At 53.7% G+C, this 17836-nt stretch carries 18 protein-coding genes; 9 read left to right on the top strand and 9 right to left on the bottom strand.

The features are described 5' to 3' along the window. The 6 genes from sapD to pspF form a co-directional block, all read right to left on the bottom strand. Complete coding sequence (sapD, locus tag OGV67_RS09970) at positions 1–993, bottom strand: peptide ABC transporter ATP-binding protein SapD (protein WP_012132257.1); 993 nt, start codon at positions 991–993, stop codon at positions 1–3. After that, positions 993–1883 (bottom strand): peptide ABC transporter permease SapC, encoded by an 891-nt coding sequence (gene sapC, locus OGV67_RS09975; RefSeq protein WP_012132258.1) that lies wholly within the window; start codon positions 1881–1883, stop codon positions 993–995. The genes sapD and sapC overlap by 1 nt, the downstream gene beginning before the upstream one ends. After that, on the bottom strand, positions 1870–2835 hold the full coding sequence (gene sapB, locus OGV67_RS09980; protein ID WP_047463560.1) for a peptide ABC transporter permease SapB: 966 nt from the start codon (positions 2833–2835) through the stop codon (positions 1870–1872). Before sapB ends, sapC begins: the two co-directional genes overlap by 14 nt. Next, positions 2832–4475 carry an ABC transporter substrate-binding protein SapA gene (gene sapA, locus OGV67_RS09985; protein ID WP_115614760.1) on the bottom strand — a complete coding sequence of 548 codons (1644 nt, stop codon included), beginning with the start codon at positions 4473–4475 and terminating at the stop codon, positions 2832–2834. Before sapA ends, sapB begins: the two co-directional genes overlap by 4 nt. A 178-nt stretch (positions 4476–4653) precedes the next feature. Further along, positions 4654–5154, bottom strand: coding sequence for a DUF3828 domain-containing protein (locus tag OGV67_RS09990; protein ID WP_081353184.1), 501 nt, complete (start codon positions 5152–5154; stop codon positions 4654–4656). 178 nt (positions 5155–5332) lie between these two features. Further along, positions 5333–6307 (bottom strand): phage shock protein operon transcriptional activator, encoded by a 975-nt coding sequence (pspF, locus tag OGV67_RS09995; protein ID WP_012132264.1) that lies wholly within the window; start codon positions 6305–6307, stop codon positions 5333–5335. A gap of 172 nt (positions 6308–6479) precedes the next feature. Between pspF and pspA the strand changes: the two genes are divergently transcribed. The 7 genes from pspA to tyrR all read left to right on the top strand — a co-directional run bounded on the left by pspA (position 6480) and on the right by tyrR (position 12377). After that, positions 6480–7148: a phage shock protein PspA gene (pspA, locus tag OGV67_RS10000; protein ID WP_012132265.1), complete on the top strand. Its 669-nt coding sequence runs from the start codon at positions 6480–6482 to the stop codon at positions 7146–7148. Between the two features lie 54 nt (positions 7149–7202). After that, positions 7203–7427 carry an envelope stress response membrane protein PspB gene (pspB, locus tag OGV67_RS10005; protein WP_012132266.1) on the top strand — a complete coding sequence of 75 codons (225 nt, stop codon included), beginning with the start codon at positions 7203–7205 and terminating at the stop codon, positions 7425–7427. Beyond that, positions 7427–7786: an envelope stress response membrane protein PspC gene (gene pspC, locus OGV67_RS10010; protein ID WP_012132267.1), complete on the top strand. Its 360-nt coding sequence runs from the start codon at positions 7427–7429 to the stop codon at positions 7784–7786. Before pspB ends, pspC begins: the two co-directional genes overlap by 1 nt. A 10-nt stretch (positions 7787–7796) precedes the next feature. Then, positions 7797–8018, top strand: coding sequence for a phage shock protein PspD (gene pspD, locus OGV67_RS10015; protein WP_012132268.1), 222 nt, complete (start codon positions 7797–7799; stop codon positions 8016–8018). Between the two features lie 213 nt (positions 8019–8231). Further along, complete coding sequence (locus tag OGV67_RS10020) at positions 8232–9629, top strand: YcjX family GTP-binding protein (RefSeq protein ID WP_047464077.1); 1398 nt, start codon at positions 8232–8234, stop codon at positions 9627–9629. Beyond that, positions 9626–10687: a YcjF family protein gene (locus tag OGV67_RS10025; protein WP_115614761.1), complete on the top strand. Its 1062-nt coding sequence runs from the start codon at positions 9626–9628 to the stop codon at positions 10685–10687. Before OGV67_RS10020 ends, OGV67_RS10025 begins: the two co-directional genes overlap by 4 nt. A 148-nt stretch (positions 10688–10835) precedes the next feature. Then, positions 10836–12377: a transcriptional regulator TyrR gene (tyrR, locus tag OGV67_RS10030; protein WP_012132271.1), complete on the top strand. Its 1542-nt coding sequence runs from the start codon at positions 10836–10838 to the stop codon at positions 12375–12377. Positions 12378–12435: 58 nt separating this feature from the next. Here tyrR and tpx read toward each other — a convergent pair whose 3' ends face one another. Then, complete coding sequence (gene tpx / locus OGV67_RS10035; protein ID WP_012132276.1) at positions 12436–12942, bottom strand: thiol peroxidase; 507 nt, start codon at positions 12940–12942, stop codon at positions 12436–12438. A 135-nt stretch (positions 12943–13077) separates the two neighbouring features. Here tpx and ycjG point away from each other — a divergent pair, with 135 nt between their 5' ends. Continuing rightward, the gene (gene ycjG, locus OGV67_RS10040; protein WP_049008184.1) at positions 13078–14043 is read left to right on the top strand and encodes an L-Ala-D/L-Glu epimerase; all 966 of its coding nucleotides are present in this window, start codon (positions 13078–13080) and stop codon (positions 14041–14043) included. Here the strand turns inward: ycjG and mpaA are convergent. Next, entirely contained in the window at positions 14018–14746 is a 729-nt protein-coding gene (gene mpaA, locus OGV67_RS10045; protein ID WP_012132279.1) for a murein tripeptide amidase MpaA, read from the bottom strand. The two genes, ycjG and mpaA, sit on opposite strands and share 26 nt — an antisense overlap. A gap of 228 nt (positions 14747–14974) precedes the next feature. Between mpaA and OGV67_RS10050 the strand changes: the two genes are divergently transcribed. Next, positions 14975–16594, top strand: a complete 1620-nt coding sequence (locus tag OGV67_RS10050) for a peptide ABC transporter substrate-binding protein (protein WP_012132280.1) — start codon at positions 14975–14977, stop codon at positions 16592–16594. Between the two features lie 42 nt (positions 16595–16636). Here OGV67_RS10050 and OGV67_RS10055 read toward each other — a convergent pair whose 3' ends face one another. Further along, positions 16637–17668, bottom strand: a complete 1032-nt coding sequence (locus OGV67_RS10055; protein ID WP_110494225.1) for a mechanosensitive ion channel family protein — start codon at positions 17666–17668, stop codon at positions 16637–16639. Between the last annotated feature and the right edge of the window lie 168 nt (positions 17669–17836).

Genomic DNA, 17836 nt, shown 5'->3' on the forward strand with positions numbered 1-17836 from the left:
TCACTCTTTCTCCATATTCAGCGGAAAATGACAGGCGTAGAGATGATTCTTCGCCCCGGTCAGACGCGGGGTTTCAATGCATTCTCGTTGAGCATACGGGCAACGCGGCCCCAGACGACAACCTATCGGTAATTGTTCCAGCAGCGGGATTGCCCCTGGCATGGTATTCAGGCGGCTTTTATGCGGCATGGCGCTGCCAAAATCCGGTATCGCGCGGATGAGCGCCTGAGTATAAGGGTGGTGAGGTGTAGCCACCAGATCCTTACTGGGCGCAGTTTCGACCGTCTGCCCGCAATACAGAACGTTAATTTTGTCTGCCCACTGGCTGAGCATTTGCAGGTCATGACTGATCAGCAAAATAGTGGTATTGCTGTTCTGGTTCAGGCGCGTCAGCAGGCGGAAAATCTGCGCCTGGGTGGTGGGTTCCATCGCGTTGGTCGGTTCGTCGGCAATCAGCAAGCGCGGCTGATTGGCGAGCGCAATGGCGATCATGACTTTCTGACATTCGCCATCCGTCAGCTCATACGGAAAACTGCGCATCGCGTCTTTGTGATCTTTAATGCCGACCCGGTGCAACAGTTCAATGGCACGGCGTTTTCGCCAGCCAATACGCTGCCACCAGCGACCTTTATAGGTCCAGGCGGGAATATTCTGCATCAGCTGACGGCCAATGCGCTCTGAAGGATCAAGGCACGACTGCGGTTCCTGAAAGATCATCGACACGTTATGGCCGACCAGTTTGCGGCGCTCGCGTGCGGAAAGACGCAGCAGGTCGATATCGTCAAAGCGCATACGGTCGGCGGTGACGCGCCAGTTGTCTTTCGCCACACCGCAAATGGCTTTCGCAATCAGGCTTTTCCCGGAGCCGGATTCGCCGACCAGTCCACGAATTTCCCCTTCATTTAACGTCATACTGACCCGATCTACGGCTTTAACCCAGTCTTCGCCGGTTTTAAATTCAATGGTCAGGTTACGGATATCCAGTAACGGCATTATTCCACCCCCGCGATAATCGCGCGCCGGATGCCGTCGCCAAGCAGGTTCACCAGCAGAACGCTGATCATAATTGCCGCGCCTGGTAACATCACCGTCCACGGCGCGACATATATCAGCTCCAGCGCGTCGCCGAGCATGGCGCCCCATTCAGGAGAGGGGAGTTGCGCGCCGAGGTCGAGAAAACCGAGCGCGGCGATATCGAGGATCGCCATCGACAACGCGCGGGTGATTTCGGTAATCAGACCGGCGGTAATATTGGGCAGAATGGCGAACCAGAGAATATTGAGCGTGGTGGCGCCATCAAGGCGCGCGGCGATCACATACTCTTTTTCCAGCTCGTCATGCACCATGCTGTAGACCGAACGCACCATACGCGGCAGCAGTGCGAGCCAGACGGCAAACATTGCGTGACTCAGATGCGGCCCGGCAAAGGCAACAACGATAATCGCTAACAGCAACGACGGAATAGAGAGCAGGGTGTCCAGAATATGGTTGAGTACGGCGGAGCGTAAGCCGTGCGTAGCCCCGGCGACAACGCCCAGAATCAGGCCGCACAGCGTTGCCGCCAGCGTGACGATAAACGCGCCGCCGACGGTGGGCGCCGCGCCGCTCAGCAGGCGACTTAAAACGTCACGCCCCAGATCGTCCGTCCCCAGAAAAAACGAGACTTCGCCATAGCGCGACCAGGACGGCGGCAGCAACTGGTAGCCGAGGAACTGCTGATCGATGCCGTAGGGAGCAAACCAGCTGCCAAAAATACACAGCACCACCAGACCTGCGCAGCCGTAAAGACCGACCATCGCAGAAGCGTCGCCATAAAATTTGCGCCAGGCAGTGCGCAGCGTTCCCGGTGGGCGCTTTTCGCTGTACACACTATCGTAAGGCATACCATTCCTTATGTTTCAGAGGGTTAGCCATAGCACCCAGAATATCAGAGATCACGTTGACGATAATCACCAGCGAACCAACCACCATTACGCCTGCGGAAATAGCGGCGTAGTCCTGCTGGCGGATAGCGTTGATCAACCAGCGTCCCAGCCCCGGCCAGCTAAAGACCATCTCGGTGATCATCGCCAGCGTCAGCATGGTGGAAAACTGCAAGCCGAGACGCGGGATCACCGGCGGCAGCGCGTTGTGCAGCACATGCCGACGCAGAATCGTCAGTCGTGACAGACCGCGCGTCGCCGCTGCCTTCACGTAATTCTGGTCATACACTTCAATAGTGCTGATGCGCATCAGACGAATCACTTCCGTGGTGGGGGCGACGGCCAGCGTCAGCACCGGCAATACCATGTGGCGCACTGCGCTCATCACCATCTCATCGCGCCAGGGCGAGTCGGAAATCCAGGCATCAATAATGGCGAAACCGGTGACCGGCTTCACTTCGTAAAGCAGATCAAAACGACCTGATACCGGCAGCCAGCCGAGCGTGAGCGAGAAAAACAGCGTCAACAGCAGCGCCAGCCAGAAGACCGGAATCGAAAATCCCACTAAGGCGAGGGCGCTGATGAAACGGTCTGGCCATTTATTCCGCGTTACGCCTGCCAGCATCCCCACCGGGATTCCGACCATCAGGGCAAAGCCGAAAGCGAGAATGCACAGCTCCATCGTGGCGGGAAAAACCTCTTTGAGCTGTTCGGAGATCAGCTGGCCGTTAATGCTGGAAACGCCAAAATCCCAGTGGATCAGGCTGTTAAACCAGAAAACCCAGGCGTTCCACAACGATGCGCCCTGTAATGGCGCATGGGGCGTGAAATAACTCAGGCTAAAGCCGATAAAGGTCAGAAAGAACAGTGTGACCAACAGCAGCAGAAACCGACGCAGGGTGAAAATAATCATGGTTTTTTCACCTCATCTTCTTTTTCCCGCGAAACACCGGCAAACGAGGCGTTACCAAAGGGACTTAAAACCAGCCCTTTAATATCATAGCGATAAGCCTGTAAACGCAGCGAGGAGGCGAGCGGCAGTATCGGCAGCTCTTTTGCCAGAATATTTTGCGCTTCATCATACGCGTCAATACGCGCCGCAAGCTGCTGGGACGAGAGCGCTTTTCGCAGAATGCCGTCAAACTCAGGATGGCACCAGTGTGCAAAGTTGGTCTGCGAGTTAATGGCGGCACAGCTCAGCAACGGCCTGAAGAAGCTGTCTGGATCGTTACTGTCGGTTGCCCAACCGGACAACGTCAGATCATGGTTCATGTCCATCAACCGCGCCTCCTGGAAACGACCTTCTACCGGAACAATCACCACTTTTACGCCGACCTGCGCCATATCCGCCTGGATCAGCTCGGCGGTTTTCAGCGGGCTGGGGTTCCAGGCCTGGGAACTGGTCGGCACCCACAGCTGTAGCGTTAAGTTTTCCAGCCCCAGCGCTTTCAACTGCTCGCGGGATTTAGCCGGATTGTATTCTGTAATTTTAGCCTCGTTGTCATAGGCCCACGAAGCGCGCGGCAAAATAGAGGCGGCGGTTTCCGCTGTACCGTAGTAGATCGACTGCATCAGCCGCTGGTTGTTGATCGACAACGCCAGCGCATGGCGTACGGCGGGATTATTCAGCGGCGGCTTATCGGTATTAAAGGCCAGGTAGGCGATGTTCATACCGGGGCGCAGCGTCAAACGCAGGCGCGGATCGTCGCGCAGAATCGTGAGCTGACTGGCGGCGGGCCAGGCCAGCACATCGCATTCGCCGGTGAGCAATTTCGATAAACGGCCTGTGCCGCCGGAGCCTAAGTCAACCACCACCTGCGGCATCAGCGGTTTACCACGCCAGAATCCCTCATGACGTTGCAGACGAATATATTGTCCGGCGCGATATTCCGAGAGCTGGAACGGGCCGGTGCCGACCGGCTGGCGGTCAATCAGTTCCGGGTGATCCTGCTTTGTCAGCTGTGCCGCATATTCCGCTGACATGACCGACGCATAGTGCGTCGCCAGATGCCATAAGAAGGAGGCGTCTGGTTGGGTCAGGCGAAATTCGACGATATTGTTGTCCAGCTTACGCACGCTCTGGACGTTATCGGCAAACTGCAAACTGTCGAAATAGGGAAAACTGCCGCCGTTAACGTTATGCCAGGGATGTTTGCGATCAAAAATGCGCTCGAAGGTAAACACCACGTCATCCGCGTTCAGCTTGCGGGTAGGGGTGAACCAGGCGGTCTTCTGGAAAGCGACGTTGCGACGCAGGTGGAAACGGTAGGTCGCGCCGTTGTCCAGCACTTCCCAGCTTTCTGCCAGTTCCGGCACCAGACGATAAGTATAAGGGTCCACATCCAGCAGTCTGTCATACAGCTGGGCGGCAAGCGTATCAACGATCAGGCCGCTGCTCGCTTTTTGTGGATTGAAGGTGTTGACCTGCCCACTGACGCAATAGACAAAGCCGCTGTCGCGAATATCAGCATGCATAGTCGGTTCAGGCGCAGCCGCAGCCTGACCACTCAGGAGTCCAGCCATCACGATCAGAGACGATAAAACCAGGCGCATAATTTTTAAGGTTTTTAGATTCGATCTGCAAAGTGTATCGCACTTCGGCCCGCCAGGTAAAAATGACTGCGGACAACTGGCGTAAATGTACACAATTGCGATGAAGGAATCGTCATACTGGTTGAATAAACACCAAAGGAAATGCCCGTTCAGTTAAGTTACGGGCTTTGATACATGATTACTTCAGGCTTACGTTTCGCAATATTTTCTGGCCTGCGACAGATTGTACTTTCCAGGTACCGTTTTCTTTCACCATGCAGTCTATTACTGTGTGTTTCTGTTCAGCGCCGAAAGAGACATAGACCTGTGTACATACGGGATCTAAGTCTGATGAGACGATCTCTATTTGCTGCCAGTCATCGTCAAAATCCTGGGCTTTGATGAACATATCAGAATCGGGTACATCTTCGGAGCCTGGGTCTGCTGTATTTGAGGTCTTTAACGCAGCAATGGTGTTTGCTGTAACGTAGGGCTGGAGTCCCTCATAATCAGCCAGTGGATTTTTCTCCTGTATTAACTGGGATATGTACCAGCGATTAAATGTTAAAGCTGTAGCTTCGGGTCCGCCGGGAGACAACGCCGCAAAAGCAGAAGAGCTGATTAACAAGCCAGCCAGGCTCGCACCCATCATAGCGTGTCTGCGTGCGTATTCTACGGTTGCGTGTTTATCCCAATTCATGGCATTTCCCTTGTATGCAAAATCGTTGGGTATAACATTACGCTGGAAATTCAATCACCTTTGTAATTATTTTTATTATGTTATTAACCAATATCGAAATTAATTATAAAGAAAACCTCATTAATTCACTTAACATATTACCCCCACAGAATGAGAACAACTGTCCCGGGCATGAGCGCTAAATCTGATGTTTTTTGAGCAATGCGCGCAACTGGTGGTAGGTCAGACCCAGCAATTCTGCTGCCCGTTTTTGATTAAATTTCGCCTGTTGCAGACTGATTTGCAGAAAGTCTTTCTCCTGCTGTTGCTGAAATTCGCGTAAATCCAGCGGCAATGATGGCGCAGAAACGGGCGTTTCCGGCGGCGTCGGTTCGGGAATGTCACGCTTAAACGGGTCGATGATAATTTCATCTAACGGATAATCGCTGCTGCCATGCCGATAAACCGAACGCTCAACCACGTTTTTCAGCTCACGAATATTTCCCGGCCAGCGGTACTGAAGCAGGGTTTCTCTCGCCCGCGCGGTAAAACCCGGGAAGAGAGGCAGATGAATCTCACGGCACATCTGAATGGCAAAGTGTTCGGCCATTAACATGATGTCGCTTTGACGCTGGCGTAAAGGGGGAAGCTGCACGACGTCGAAAGCGAGCCGGTCCAGCAGATCGGCGCGAAATGTCCCTTCGCTCACCATTTGCGGCAAATCGGCATTTGTCGCGCAGACCAGACGCACATTAACCTGCAACGGCTGGCTGCCGCCGACGCGCTCCAGTTCGCCGTATTCGATCACCCGCAGCAGTTTTTCCTGAACCAGCATGGGAGCGGTCGCCAGCTCATCCAAAAAGAGCGTACCGCCATCGGCGCGTTCAAAGCGCCCGGGATGACGTTTTTGCGCGCCGGTAAATGCGCCTGCTTCATGACCAAATAACTCGGAGTCGAGCAGGTTTTCATTGAGCGCGGCGCAGTTAAGGGAGATGAATGGCCCTTGCCAGCGCGTTGAGAGAAAATGCAGCCGGTTGGCGATCAGCTCTTTCCCTGTTCCGCGTTCGCCAATGATAAGCACGGGTTTATCCAGCGGCGCCAGATGGGAAACCTGCTCCAGCACTTCAAGAAAGCTGTTGGCTTCGCCGAGAAGGTTATCTTTGTATTCTGCCATGATGAGATTCACCACTTGTTAGTGTTATTCACCACTTTAGCCTATTTCTCTCGTGAGGTAAAATCGTATATTGTTTTAATAATCAATATATTAAAAAGTTGGCACGCAGATTGTATTAACCCTGTAGCAGGGCATAGCCCGATATCAGAACATACCGTGTGAGGATTGAATTATGGGTATTTTTTCTCGTTTTGCCGACATCGTGAACGCCAACATTAATGCGCTGCTGGAAAAAGCGGAAGATCCGCAAAAGCTGGTGCGCCTGATGATTCAGGAAATGGAAGATACGCTGGTGGAAGTCCGTTCTAATTCCGCGCGCGCGCTGGCAGAAAAGAAACAGTTATCCCGTCGCATTGAGCAGGCCGCCGCGCAACAGGCGGAGTGGCAGGAGAAAGCCGAGCTGGCGCTGCGTAAAGACAAAGAGGATCTGGCGCGCGCCGCGCTGATTGAGAAACAAAAACTGACGGATTTGATCGCCACTCTCGATCAGGAAGCGGCACTGGTTGACGACACGCTGGTGCGGATGAAGAAAGAGATTGGCGAGCTGGAAAATAAACTCAGTGAAACCCGTGCCCGTCAGCAGGCATTGACGTTGCGCCACCAGGCGGCAAGCTCTTCCCGTGATGTCCGCCGTCAACTGGACAGCGGCAAACTGGATGAGGCTATGGCGCGTTTTGAATCGTTTGAACGCCGTATCGATCAGATGGAGGCGGAAGCGGAAAGCCAAAACTTTGGCAAGCAGAGAACCCTGGATCAGCAGTTTGCCGATCTGAAAGCAGATGATGAAATCAGCGAACAACTGGCGCAGTTGAAAGCCAAAATGAAGCAAGATAACCAATAATAATACCTGGCGGCGCCCGAACGCGCCGCCGCTCATCACCTGTAAGGAGCACTCATGAGCGCGTTATTTCTGGCCATACCGTTAACCATTTTCGTGCTGTTCGTGTTACCGATTTGGTTATGGCTGCATTACAGCAACCGTTCCGGTCGGGGCGAACTGTCGCAAAGCGAACAGCAACGTTTAATGCAGCTAACCGACGAAGCACAACGCATGCGCGAGCGTATTCAGGCGCTGGAAGCCATTCTTGACGCCGAACATCCGAACTGGAGGGATCGCTAATGGGAGGAATTAACCTGAACAAGAAATTATGGCGTATGCCGCAGCAAGGGATGGTGCGAGGGGTGTGTGCCGGTATCGCGCAGTACCTTGATGTACCGGTGAAACTGGTGCGTATCCTGGTGGTGTTGTCGATCTTCTTTGGTCTGGCATTTTTCACCCTGGTGGCTTACATCATTCTCTCTTTTGTACTGGACCCGATGCCGGACAGCATGGCAACGGGCGAGCAACAGCCTTCCAGCGGTGAACTGTTAGATGCGGTGGATCGTGAACTGGCCGCTGGCGAAAAACGTTTACGCGAAATGGAGCGCTATGTGACCTCTGATACCTTCACGTTACGCAGCCGCTTCCGTCAATTGTAAGAGGACAGAGATGAATACTCGCTGGCAACGCGCCGGGCAAAAGGTGAAGCCGGGCTTTAAACTTGCAGGGAAGCTGGTTCTCCTGACCGCGTTACGCTACGGTCCCGCAGGCGTAGCGGGGTGGGCGGTGAAATCCGTGGCCCGGCGCCCGCTGAAGATGTTGCTGGCGTTGGCGCTTGAGCCTTTACTGAGCCGGGCAGCGGCTAAATTATCCCGGCGTTATGGGCGATGAGAGGACGCGGGAAATATTTTCTTAAGGCTATGTGTACAGGATGATGAAATCCTGATCATCAGTAAGAACGATAACAGGTGTACTTTTCTGCTTGTGGCGGCGTAAACGGCGTCGCCATAAATACCTCAGAGAGTTGATAATTAATAATCAGCCCCTATCTTTATTTCCTGCTCGTTATACTTTTATGGACTCTTCAGGCACAACAGGATGGCGATGAAGCGACTCAAAAACGAACTTAACTCGCTGGTTAATCGCGGTGTAGACAGGCATTTACGTCTGGCCGTTACCGGACTTAGCCGCAGTGGAAAAACCGCGTTTATCACTGCGATGGTTAACCAACTGCTCAACATCCATGCCGGATCGCGACTGCCGCTGCTAAGCGCGGTGCGTGAGGAGCGTTTGCTGGGCGTGAAACGTGTTCCACAACGTGATTTTGGCATTCCGCGTTTTACCTACGATGAAGGGCTGGCCCAGCTTTATGGCCAGCCGCCTGCCTGGCCGACGCCAACGCGCGGCGTGAGCGAAATCCGCCTCGCGTTACGCTATAAATCCAATGATTCTTTGCTGCGCCATTTTAAAGACACCTCGACGTTATACCTGGAGATTGTCGATTATCCCGGCGAATGGCTGCTCGACTTGCCGATGCTGGCGCAGGATTACCTGAGCTGGTCCCGGCAAATGACCGGCTTACTGCAAGGGCAGCGGGGCGAATGGTCGGCCAAATGGCGTCAGCTATGCCAGGGGCTGGACCCGCTGGCGCCTGCTGATGAAAATCGCCTGGCGGAGATCGCCGCGACCTGGACGGCGTATCTGCACCAATGTAAACAGCAGGGGCTGCACTTTATTCAGCCTGGCCGCTTTGTGCTGCCGGGCGATATGGCGGGCGCGCCTGCGTTGCAGTTTTTCCCGTGGCCGGATGTGGATGCGCATGGCGAATCAATACTGGCGCAGGCGGACAAACACACCAACGCCGGAATGTTGCGTGAACGCTTTAATTACTACTGTGAAAAAGTGGTGAAAGGGTTCTATAAAAACCATTTCCTGCGGTTTGATCGCCAGATTGTACTGGTGGATTGCCTGCAACCGTTGAACAGCGGGCCGCAGGCGTTCAACGATATGCGTCTGGCGCTGACGCAATTGATGCAGAGTTTCCACTATGGTCAGCGAACGCTATTTCGCCGACTCTTTTCCCCGGTGATTGATAAACTGCTGTTTGCGGCGACCAAGGCAGACCATGTGACTGTCGATCAACATGCCAATATGGTCTCTTTGCTCCAGCAACTGATTCAGGATGCCTGGCAAAACGCGGCGTTTGAAGGCATCAGCATGGATTGTCTGGGACTGGCGTCCGTACAGGCGACGACCAGTGGATTGATCGACGTGAATGGTGAAAAGATCCCGGCTTTACGCGGTAACCGTTTAAGCGACGGAACGCCGTTAACGGTGTACCCCGGCGAAGTGCCTGCACGCCTGCCGGGACAGGCGTTCTGGGACAGTCAGGGTTTCCAGTTTGAAGCGTTTCGCCCGCAGGTGATGGATGTGGACAAACCATTGCCGCACATTCGTCTGGATGCCGCGCTGGAATTTTTAATAGGAGACAAATTGCGATGAGCGAACCGTTAAAACCGCGTATCGATTTCGCAGGTCCACTGGAGGTGGAGCAAAACCAGACGCTTAAAACGCAACAGACCTTCAGCGAGACGCAGGCGCAGACTTTTGCCCCCGCGCAGGTGGATGAGCCTCTGGAAGACGAGGGACAGGCGGAAGCGGTCATTGATGCCGCACTGCGCCCTAAACGCAGTTTGTGGCGCAAGATGGTGATGGGGGGACTGGCGTTGTTTGGCGTCAGCGTTGTGGGCCAGGGCGTGCAATGGACTATGAACGCATGGCAAACCCAGGACTGGGTGGCGCTGGGCGGTTGTGCCGCCGGGGCGTTGATCATTGGCGCAGGCGTTGGCTCGGTCGCGACAGAATGGCGTCGGCTATGGCGATTACGCCAGCGGGCGCATGAACGGGATGAAGCGCGCGACCTGTTGCACAGCCACGGTACGGGAAAGGGCCGTGCGTTTTGCGAAAAGCTGGCGCAGCAGGCCGGTATCGATCAGTCTCACCCGGCGTTGCAGCGCTGGTATGCTTCGATTCACGAAACGCAAAACGATCGGGAAGTGGTCAACTTATACGCTCAACTGGTGCAACCGGTGCTGGATGCCCAGGCGCGACGTGAAATCAGCCGTTCAGCCGCCGAATCCACGTTAATGATCGCCGTCAGCCCGCTGGCGTTGGTGGATATGGCATTTATCGCCTGGCGAAATTTGCGACTGATCAATCGCATTGCGACGCTGTATGGCATTGAACTGGGGTATTACAGCCGTCTGCGCCTGTTTCGTCTGGTGTTGCTCAATATTGCGTTTGCGGGCGCCAGCGAGCTGGTGCGTGAAGTCGGGATGGACTGGATGTCGCAGGATCTGGCGGCGCGTTTGTCTGCCCGTGCGGCGCAGGGTATTGGCGCCGGGCTGTTAACCGCTCGTCTGGGCATTAAAGCGATGGAACTGTGTCGTCCCTTACCGTGGATTGACGATGATAAGCCGCGTCTGGGGGATTTTCGTCGCCAGCTTATCGTTCAGGTCAAAGAGACCTTGCAGAAAAGCAAAACCCCGCGCGAAAACTGATCGCTGGAAGGGCGCTGACCGTATAACTTTACGGCCCGGCGCCCAATTTTCCGTCATGCTGTCAATAATTGTTGACAGAATCCTTCCTGCTAATCGAATACTGGCTTATCATCTATCTAATAGCTCATTGTTTTAGGTGAAAGTTCCCATGCGTCTGGAAGTCTTTTGTGAAGACCGTCTTGGTCTGACCCGCGAGTTACTCGATTTGCTGGTGCTTCGTAGCATTGATTTACGCGGTATTGAGATTGACCCCATCGGGCGAATTTACCTTAATTTTGCTGAACTGGAGTTCACCAACTTCAGCAGCCTGATGGCGGAGATCCGCCGCATTTCCGGCGTGACCGATGTCCGTACGGTGCCGTGGATGCCGTCTGAACGCGAGCATCTGGCGCTGAGCGCACTGCTCGAAGCGTTGCCGGAACCCGTCCTCTCTCTGGATATGAAAAGTAAAATAGAGATGGCGAACCCCGCGAGCTGTCAGCTTTTCGCACAAAATCAGGAGCGTATGCGCAATCACACTGCCGCGCAGTTGATCAACGGCTTCAACTTCCAGCGTTGGCTGGAGAGCAACCCACAGGTCTCTCACAACGAGCATGTGGTGATCAATGGGCAGAACTTCCTGATGGAGATTACCCCGGTTCATTTGCAAGGGGAAAATGACGAGTACATGCTCACGGGCGCTGTCGTTATGTTACGTTCCACCATCCGAATGGGGCGTCAGTTGCAGAATTTGACGACTCAGGATTTGAGCGCGTTTAGCCAGATTATCGCCGTCAGCGCGAAAATGAAGCATGTCGTAGAGCAGGCTCGCAAGCTGGCTACGCTGAGCGCGCCACTGCTGATTACCGGCGATACCGGAACCGGTAAAGATCTCTTCGCCCATGCCTGTCACCTGGCAAGCCCACGTGCGGCAAAACCGTATCTGGCATTGAACTGCGCCTCCATTCCTGAAGATGCGGTTGAAAGCGAACTGTTTGGTCATGCGCCGGAAGGTAAAAAAGGCTTCTTTGAACAGGCCAACGGGGGGTCGGTGCTGCTGGATGAGATTGGTGAGATGTCGCCACGCATGCAGACCAAATTGCTGCGTTTTCTTAACGACGGCACTTTCCGTCGCGTTGGTGAGGATCATGAGGTTCACGTTGATGTCCGGGTGATCTGCGCCACGCAGAAGAATCTGGTGGAACTGGTGCAAAAAGGGCTGTTCCGCGAGGATCTCTACTACCGTCTGAATGTGCTGACGCTCAATCTGCCGCCGCTGCGTGATTGCCCGCAGGATATCATGCCGCTCACTGAACTTTTCGTGGCGCGTTTTGCCGATGAGCAGGGGGTGCCGCGTCCAAAACTCTCTGCCGATCTCAGCACCGTATTAACCCGTTATGGCTGGCCGGGCAACGTGCGCCAGCTTAAAAACGCCATCTACCGGGCGCTGACGCAGCTTGAAGGGTACGAATTACGTCCGCAGGATATCTTGCTGCCGGATTACGACGCCACGACCGTTGCCGTTGGTGAAGATGCGATGGAAGGCTCGCTGGATGAGATCACCAGCCGTTTTGAACGCTCCGTGCTGACGCAGCTTTATCGCAATTATCCGAGCACGCGCAAACTGGCGAAACGCCTGGGCGTCTCACATACCGCGATTGCCAATAAGTTACGTGAATACGGTTTGAATCAGAAGAAAAGCGAAGAGTAGAAACGACACAAGTATTAGAAGCCCGATGAGCGTTGCGCCATCGGGCTTTTTTACCGTCTTACGCTTTCAGCACGTCCAGCGCAGCAGCATAGTCAGGTTCGTTGGTGATTTCGTTCACCAGCTGGCTGAAAATGACGTTGTCGTTTTCATCAATGACCACCACGGCACGCGCCGCCAGACCTTTCAGCGGGCCTTCAGTGATTTCAACGCCGTAGTCTTTCAGGAAGTCAGGATTACGCAGAGTGGAAAGGGTAATGACGTTGCTCAGACCTTCCGCGCCGCAGAAACGAGACTGGGCGAACGGCAGATCCGCAGAAACGCACAGTACGACGGTGTTGTCGATTTCTGTCGCCAGTTGGTTAAACTTACGTACCGATGCCGCACAAACGCCGGTATCAATACTTGGGAAAATATTCAGCACCTTGCGCTTGCCTGCAAACTGAGCCAGTGTGACGTCAGACAGATCTTTTGCCACGAGGGTAAAAGCCTGTGCTTTGCTACCAGCTTGAGGAATGGTGTTGGCGACGGCGACTGGATTGCCCTGGAAATGAACGGTTTGTGACATGGTTATCTTCCTGTTTACATATAGTTAACGTCGTGGCTAGTTTATGCCATCAGCAGTTAACACGGCAAACGCTATTTGTGTTTAATCCACCGCCACGCATCTGCAACGTGAAAAACGGCGAGAAAAGGAGAACCAATGAGATCTGTTAAGGTGTATGAGGAGGCCTGGCCGCTGCACACGCCCTTTGTGATTGCCCGGGGAAGTCGTACCGAAGCGCATGTTGTGGTCGTGGAGCTGGAGGAAGAGGGCGTAAAAGGCGTAGGGGAATGTACGCCTTATCCACGTTATGGCGAAAGCGATGCCTCGGTGCTGGCGCAGATCATGAGTATCGCGCCGCAACTGGAACAGGGGCTGACCCGCGAAGCACTACAAAAATTGCTGCCCGCCGGTGCGGCCAGAAATGCGGTCGATTGCGCGCTGTGGGATCTGAGCGCTCGCCAGCAGCAGCAAACGCTGGCGGAGTTTGTGGCCGTTGAATTGCCCGCTACGCAGACAACAGCACAGACTGTCGTGATCGGTACGCCTGAACAGATGGCGGCCAGCGCGGCGGCACTGTGGGAAAAAGGGGCGAAACTGCTCAAAATTAAGCTGGACGATCGCCTGATCAGCGAACGGATGGTCGCGATTCGCTCCGTCGTGCCTGATGCGACGCTAATCGTGGATGCAAACGAGTCCTGGCGTACAGAAGGGCTGGCGGCGCGATGCCAGCTGCTGGCGGATTTAGGCGTCGCGATGCTGGAACAACCGTTACCTGCGCAGGATGACGCCGCGCTGGAAAATTTTGTTCATCCGCTCCCTATCTGCGCGGATGAAAGTTGCCATACCCGCAGTAGCCTGAAGGCGTTACAGGGGCGCTACGATATGGTTAATATCAAACTGGATAAAACCGGTGGTCTGACGGAAGCGCTGGCGCTGGCCGCCGAAGCCAGAGAACAGGGTTTTGGGCTGATGCTGGGATGCATGCTGTGTACCTCCAGGGCCATTAGCGCAGCGTTGCCGCTGGCCCCACAGGTGCGTTTTGCTGACCTCGATGGCCCCACCTGGCTGGCGGTGGATGTCGAGCCCGCTTTACGGTTTACGACCGGGCAACTTCATCTTTAGGGTGCCAGCGCAGCAGAGTAGACATCGCCATCAGATACTTTTCGCTGGCCTCATCGGATGAGATCGGCGGGAACTCTGCGGTAATACAGTGCAGATTGAGGTCGGCGCACCAGCTTCCAAACGAACCGGGCGTTTCGTAACCTACGCTGGAGACCAGCGGCAGTTCGAATGCCCGGGCCAGCCATTCGCCTAACTCGCTATGTCTGGGATCTTCAATACAGGCTAGAGGATCGTGAAAGGAGACCACCCAGGCAGGATGCACCCGGTGTATCAGTTGACACAGCGCCTGGGTTTCGGGTTCAGACCCCGGATGTTCGCCGGTAAGCAGCACCACATCGCGCTCCTCGGCGCTGCTGTTCCAGCGATAAACCGTCTCACCCGCTTTCCAGTTCGCCGCCGGAAAATTACGGTTCAAATCGACGCCATTGGCATTGGCGCGCAGACCAAGCTGGCAACCGTCCGGGTTCACCGCCAGCACCACATGATGACGGCGGAGTGAAGGATTCAGCGTACGCAGCGCACACGAGAGCGTCACCACCGACGCGTTCTCATCGCCGTGCGTTCCGGCCAGAATCAGGCCGCTTTCGCGATCGGCCGCCGGAGCCGGAAACCAGATCAACGGCGCTCCCAGCAATGAACGCCCATAATGTTCGGTTCCTGGCGGAAATGCGCCGCGCTCGGCACGAGGACGGGTAACGGTCATAAGTGTCTCTGAATGCTGTTGTTATTACTCGCAGTGTTGTGCAAATTGCCCAGATAATCAAATCGTTTTCACGCGTTGCGCGCGCTATGCAATATCCTCCATCTGGCTTCCTGGAAGCGGATGCGTATATCGGGTTAATATCAACTTTCTGTAGGAAGACGTTTGCATTTCCTTCATGCGAAACAAATAATTACGCAGTCATCTAACTTCATCATTTAAGGGCATCTTATGAAGCACTCTGTTTCAGTTACCTGTTGTGCGCTGTTGATTAGCAGCGTCTCCCTGACACACGCTGCGGATGTTCCCGGCGGAACGGTACTGGCAGAGAAGCAAGAACTGGTTCGCCATATTAAAGATGAACCGGCGTCGTTAGATCCGGCAAAAGCGGTTGGGCTGCCGGAGATTCAGGTCATTCGCGATTTGTTTGAAGGTCTGGTGAATCAGAATGAGAAAGGGGAAATCATTCCTGGCGTCGCTACGCGCTGGAAGACCAATGATAACCGGATCTGGACGTTTACCCTGCGCAATAACGCAAAGTGGTCGGACGGCACTCCGGTGACCGCGCAGGATTTTGTCTACAGCTGGCAACGTCTGGTTGATCCGAAAACCCTGTCACCGTTTGCCTGGTTTGCCGCCCTTGCTGGCATTAATAACGCCCAGGCGATTATTGATGGTAAAGCGTCGCCGGATACGCTTGGGGTTAGCGCCGTGGACGCCCGCACGCTAAAAATACAGCTGGATAAACCGCTGCCGTGGTTTGTTAACCTGACTGCCAACTTTGCTTTTTACCCGGTACAGAAAGCCAATGTAGAAAGCGGTAAAGACTGGACGAAGCCCGGAAACCTGATCGGCAATGGCGCCTATGTGTTGAATGATCGCGTGGTCAACGAGAAACTGGTGGTGGTGCCCAATACCCACTACTGGGACAATGCGAAGACGGTGCTGCAAAAAGTGACTTTCCTGCCGATTAATCAGGAGTCGTCAGCGACTAAACGTTATCTGGCTGGCGATATCGATATCACCGAGTCTTTCCCGAAAAATCTGTATCAGAAGTTGCTGAAGGATATACCGGGGCAGGTTTACACACCGCCGCAGTTGGGCACCTATTATTATGCGTTTAACACCCAAAAAGGTCCGACGGCGGATTCCCGCGTTCGTCTGGCGCTGAGCATGACGATTGATCGCCGCATCATGGCGGAAAAAGTGTTAGGAACCGGGGAGAAACCGGCCTGGCGTTTCACCCCGGACGTGACGGCAGGCTTTACTCCCGATCCTTCGCCATTTGAACAAATGAGCCAGGAAGAACTCAATGCTCAGGCGAAAACGTTATTGCTTGCGGCTGGCTATGGCCCGCAGAAACCGCTCAAATTGACGCTGTTATATAACACGTCTGAAAATCATCAGAAAATCGCGATTGCGGTCGCCTCGATGTGGAAAAAGAATCTGGGCGTAGAGGTGAAGCTGCAAAACCAGGAATGGAAAACCTATATCGACAGCCGCAACACCGGTAATTTTGATGTTATCCGCGCCTCCTGGGTGGGGGACTACAATGAACCGTCTACTTTCCTGTCATTGTTAACCTCGACCCATACGGGCAATATCTCGCGCTTCAATAACCCGGCCTACGATAAAATCATGACGCAGGCGACAGTAGAAAATACGGCGAAGGCGCGCAATGCGGACTATAATGCGGCAGAGAAAATCCTGATGGAACAGGCGCCGATTGCGCCGATTTACCAGTATACCAACGGACGTTTGATCAAACCGTGGCTGAAAGGTTATCCCATTAATAACCCGGAAGACGTGGCGTATAGCCGGACAATGTATATTGTGAAGCACGACAAATAATATGCGGCAGTGAGCGAAAAGACGCGGAATACCGCGTCTTTTTTAATTTGCGGATTGCGGTGACGCGGCGTTATCCAGATAAAGCGTCTGGCTTGGAAACGCAAAATCTGCGCCGTTCGCCTGAACAATGTCGATAATCTTCAGGTAAACATCCTGCTGAACCGCAAGCCAGGCTTCCCATTCGGTGGTTTTGCTAAAGCAATAGACCATGATATTCAGCGATGATTCGCCAAATTCATTGAAATAGACCAGTAGCGTCTGGCGCTGATCGATATCAGGGTGGTTTTGCAGCATCGTTCTGACCGCATCAACAATAACGCCTGTTTTACTGGCATCCTGATACCGTAACCCGATCACCGTTTTAATACGTCGGTTGGTCATCCTGCCGGGATTCTCCACGCTAATGGAGGAGAAAATCGAATTCGGCACATATAAAGGGCGGTGGTCGAAGGTGTTAATTTTGGTCATTCGCCAGCCGATTTCAGTCACGGTGCCTTCAATATTTCTGTCCGGGGAACGGACCCAGTCGCCAATGCTAAAGGGGCGATCAAAATAGAGCATAATCCCCGAGAAAAAGTTGCTCAGAATGTCCTTACCCGCCATCCCAACAGCGATGCCGCCAATGCCGCCAAAAGTCAGCAACCCGGACAGACTCATGCCAAAGTGTTCGCCATAGAGTAAAACGATGGCGATAATAATGGTGATCTTAATAATGCGAGACAGGATCTTCGCACTGGTGACGTCTCTGCCTTTACCGATCTGTGATTTTTCAAAGCGGTTGATGAGTAAAAACAGTTTTATTGTCAGAATCAGCGCAATCAGAGATGTGCAGATAAAATCGACGGCATTTGGAGAGATGAATTTCAGATCGTAGTTTTCAATAACATTATTGGCGATACTGCCCAGCGTGCCGATGATAAGGGCATAAACGAAGAACTGTACGGCATGAAATATAAATCCTTTTCTTCTTTTCTCGCCACGACGAAACACAATACTCATCAGAAGTAAGGCGGCGCCACTGCCAAAAATTATTGCCAGATTAAACGCGTTTTTGAAAAAAAATTCTGCAATCATTTTGGTCTGTCACTACCCCGTATGGTTGATATAACGCTAAAAGATTCTGAGGTGCAGATATTTTATCCGCTTCGAATGCGCTGGTCATTGATCAAAAAGAATAAGACGTAGCGCATTTTCAGACAGGGACGCGCGATGTGAATATTATGTCACGACTTGTGTGGCAGA

It is taken from the genome of Citrobacter sp. CK188 (genome assembly GCF_030333525.1).
Taxonomy (GTDB): Bacteria; Pseudomonadota; Gammaproteobacteria; order Enterobacterales; family Enterobacteriaceae; genus Citrobacter_B; species Citrobacter_B koseri.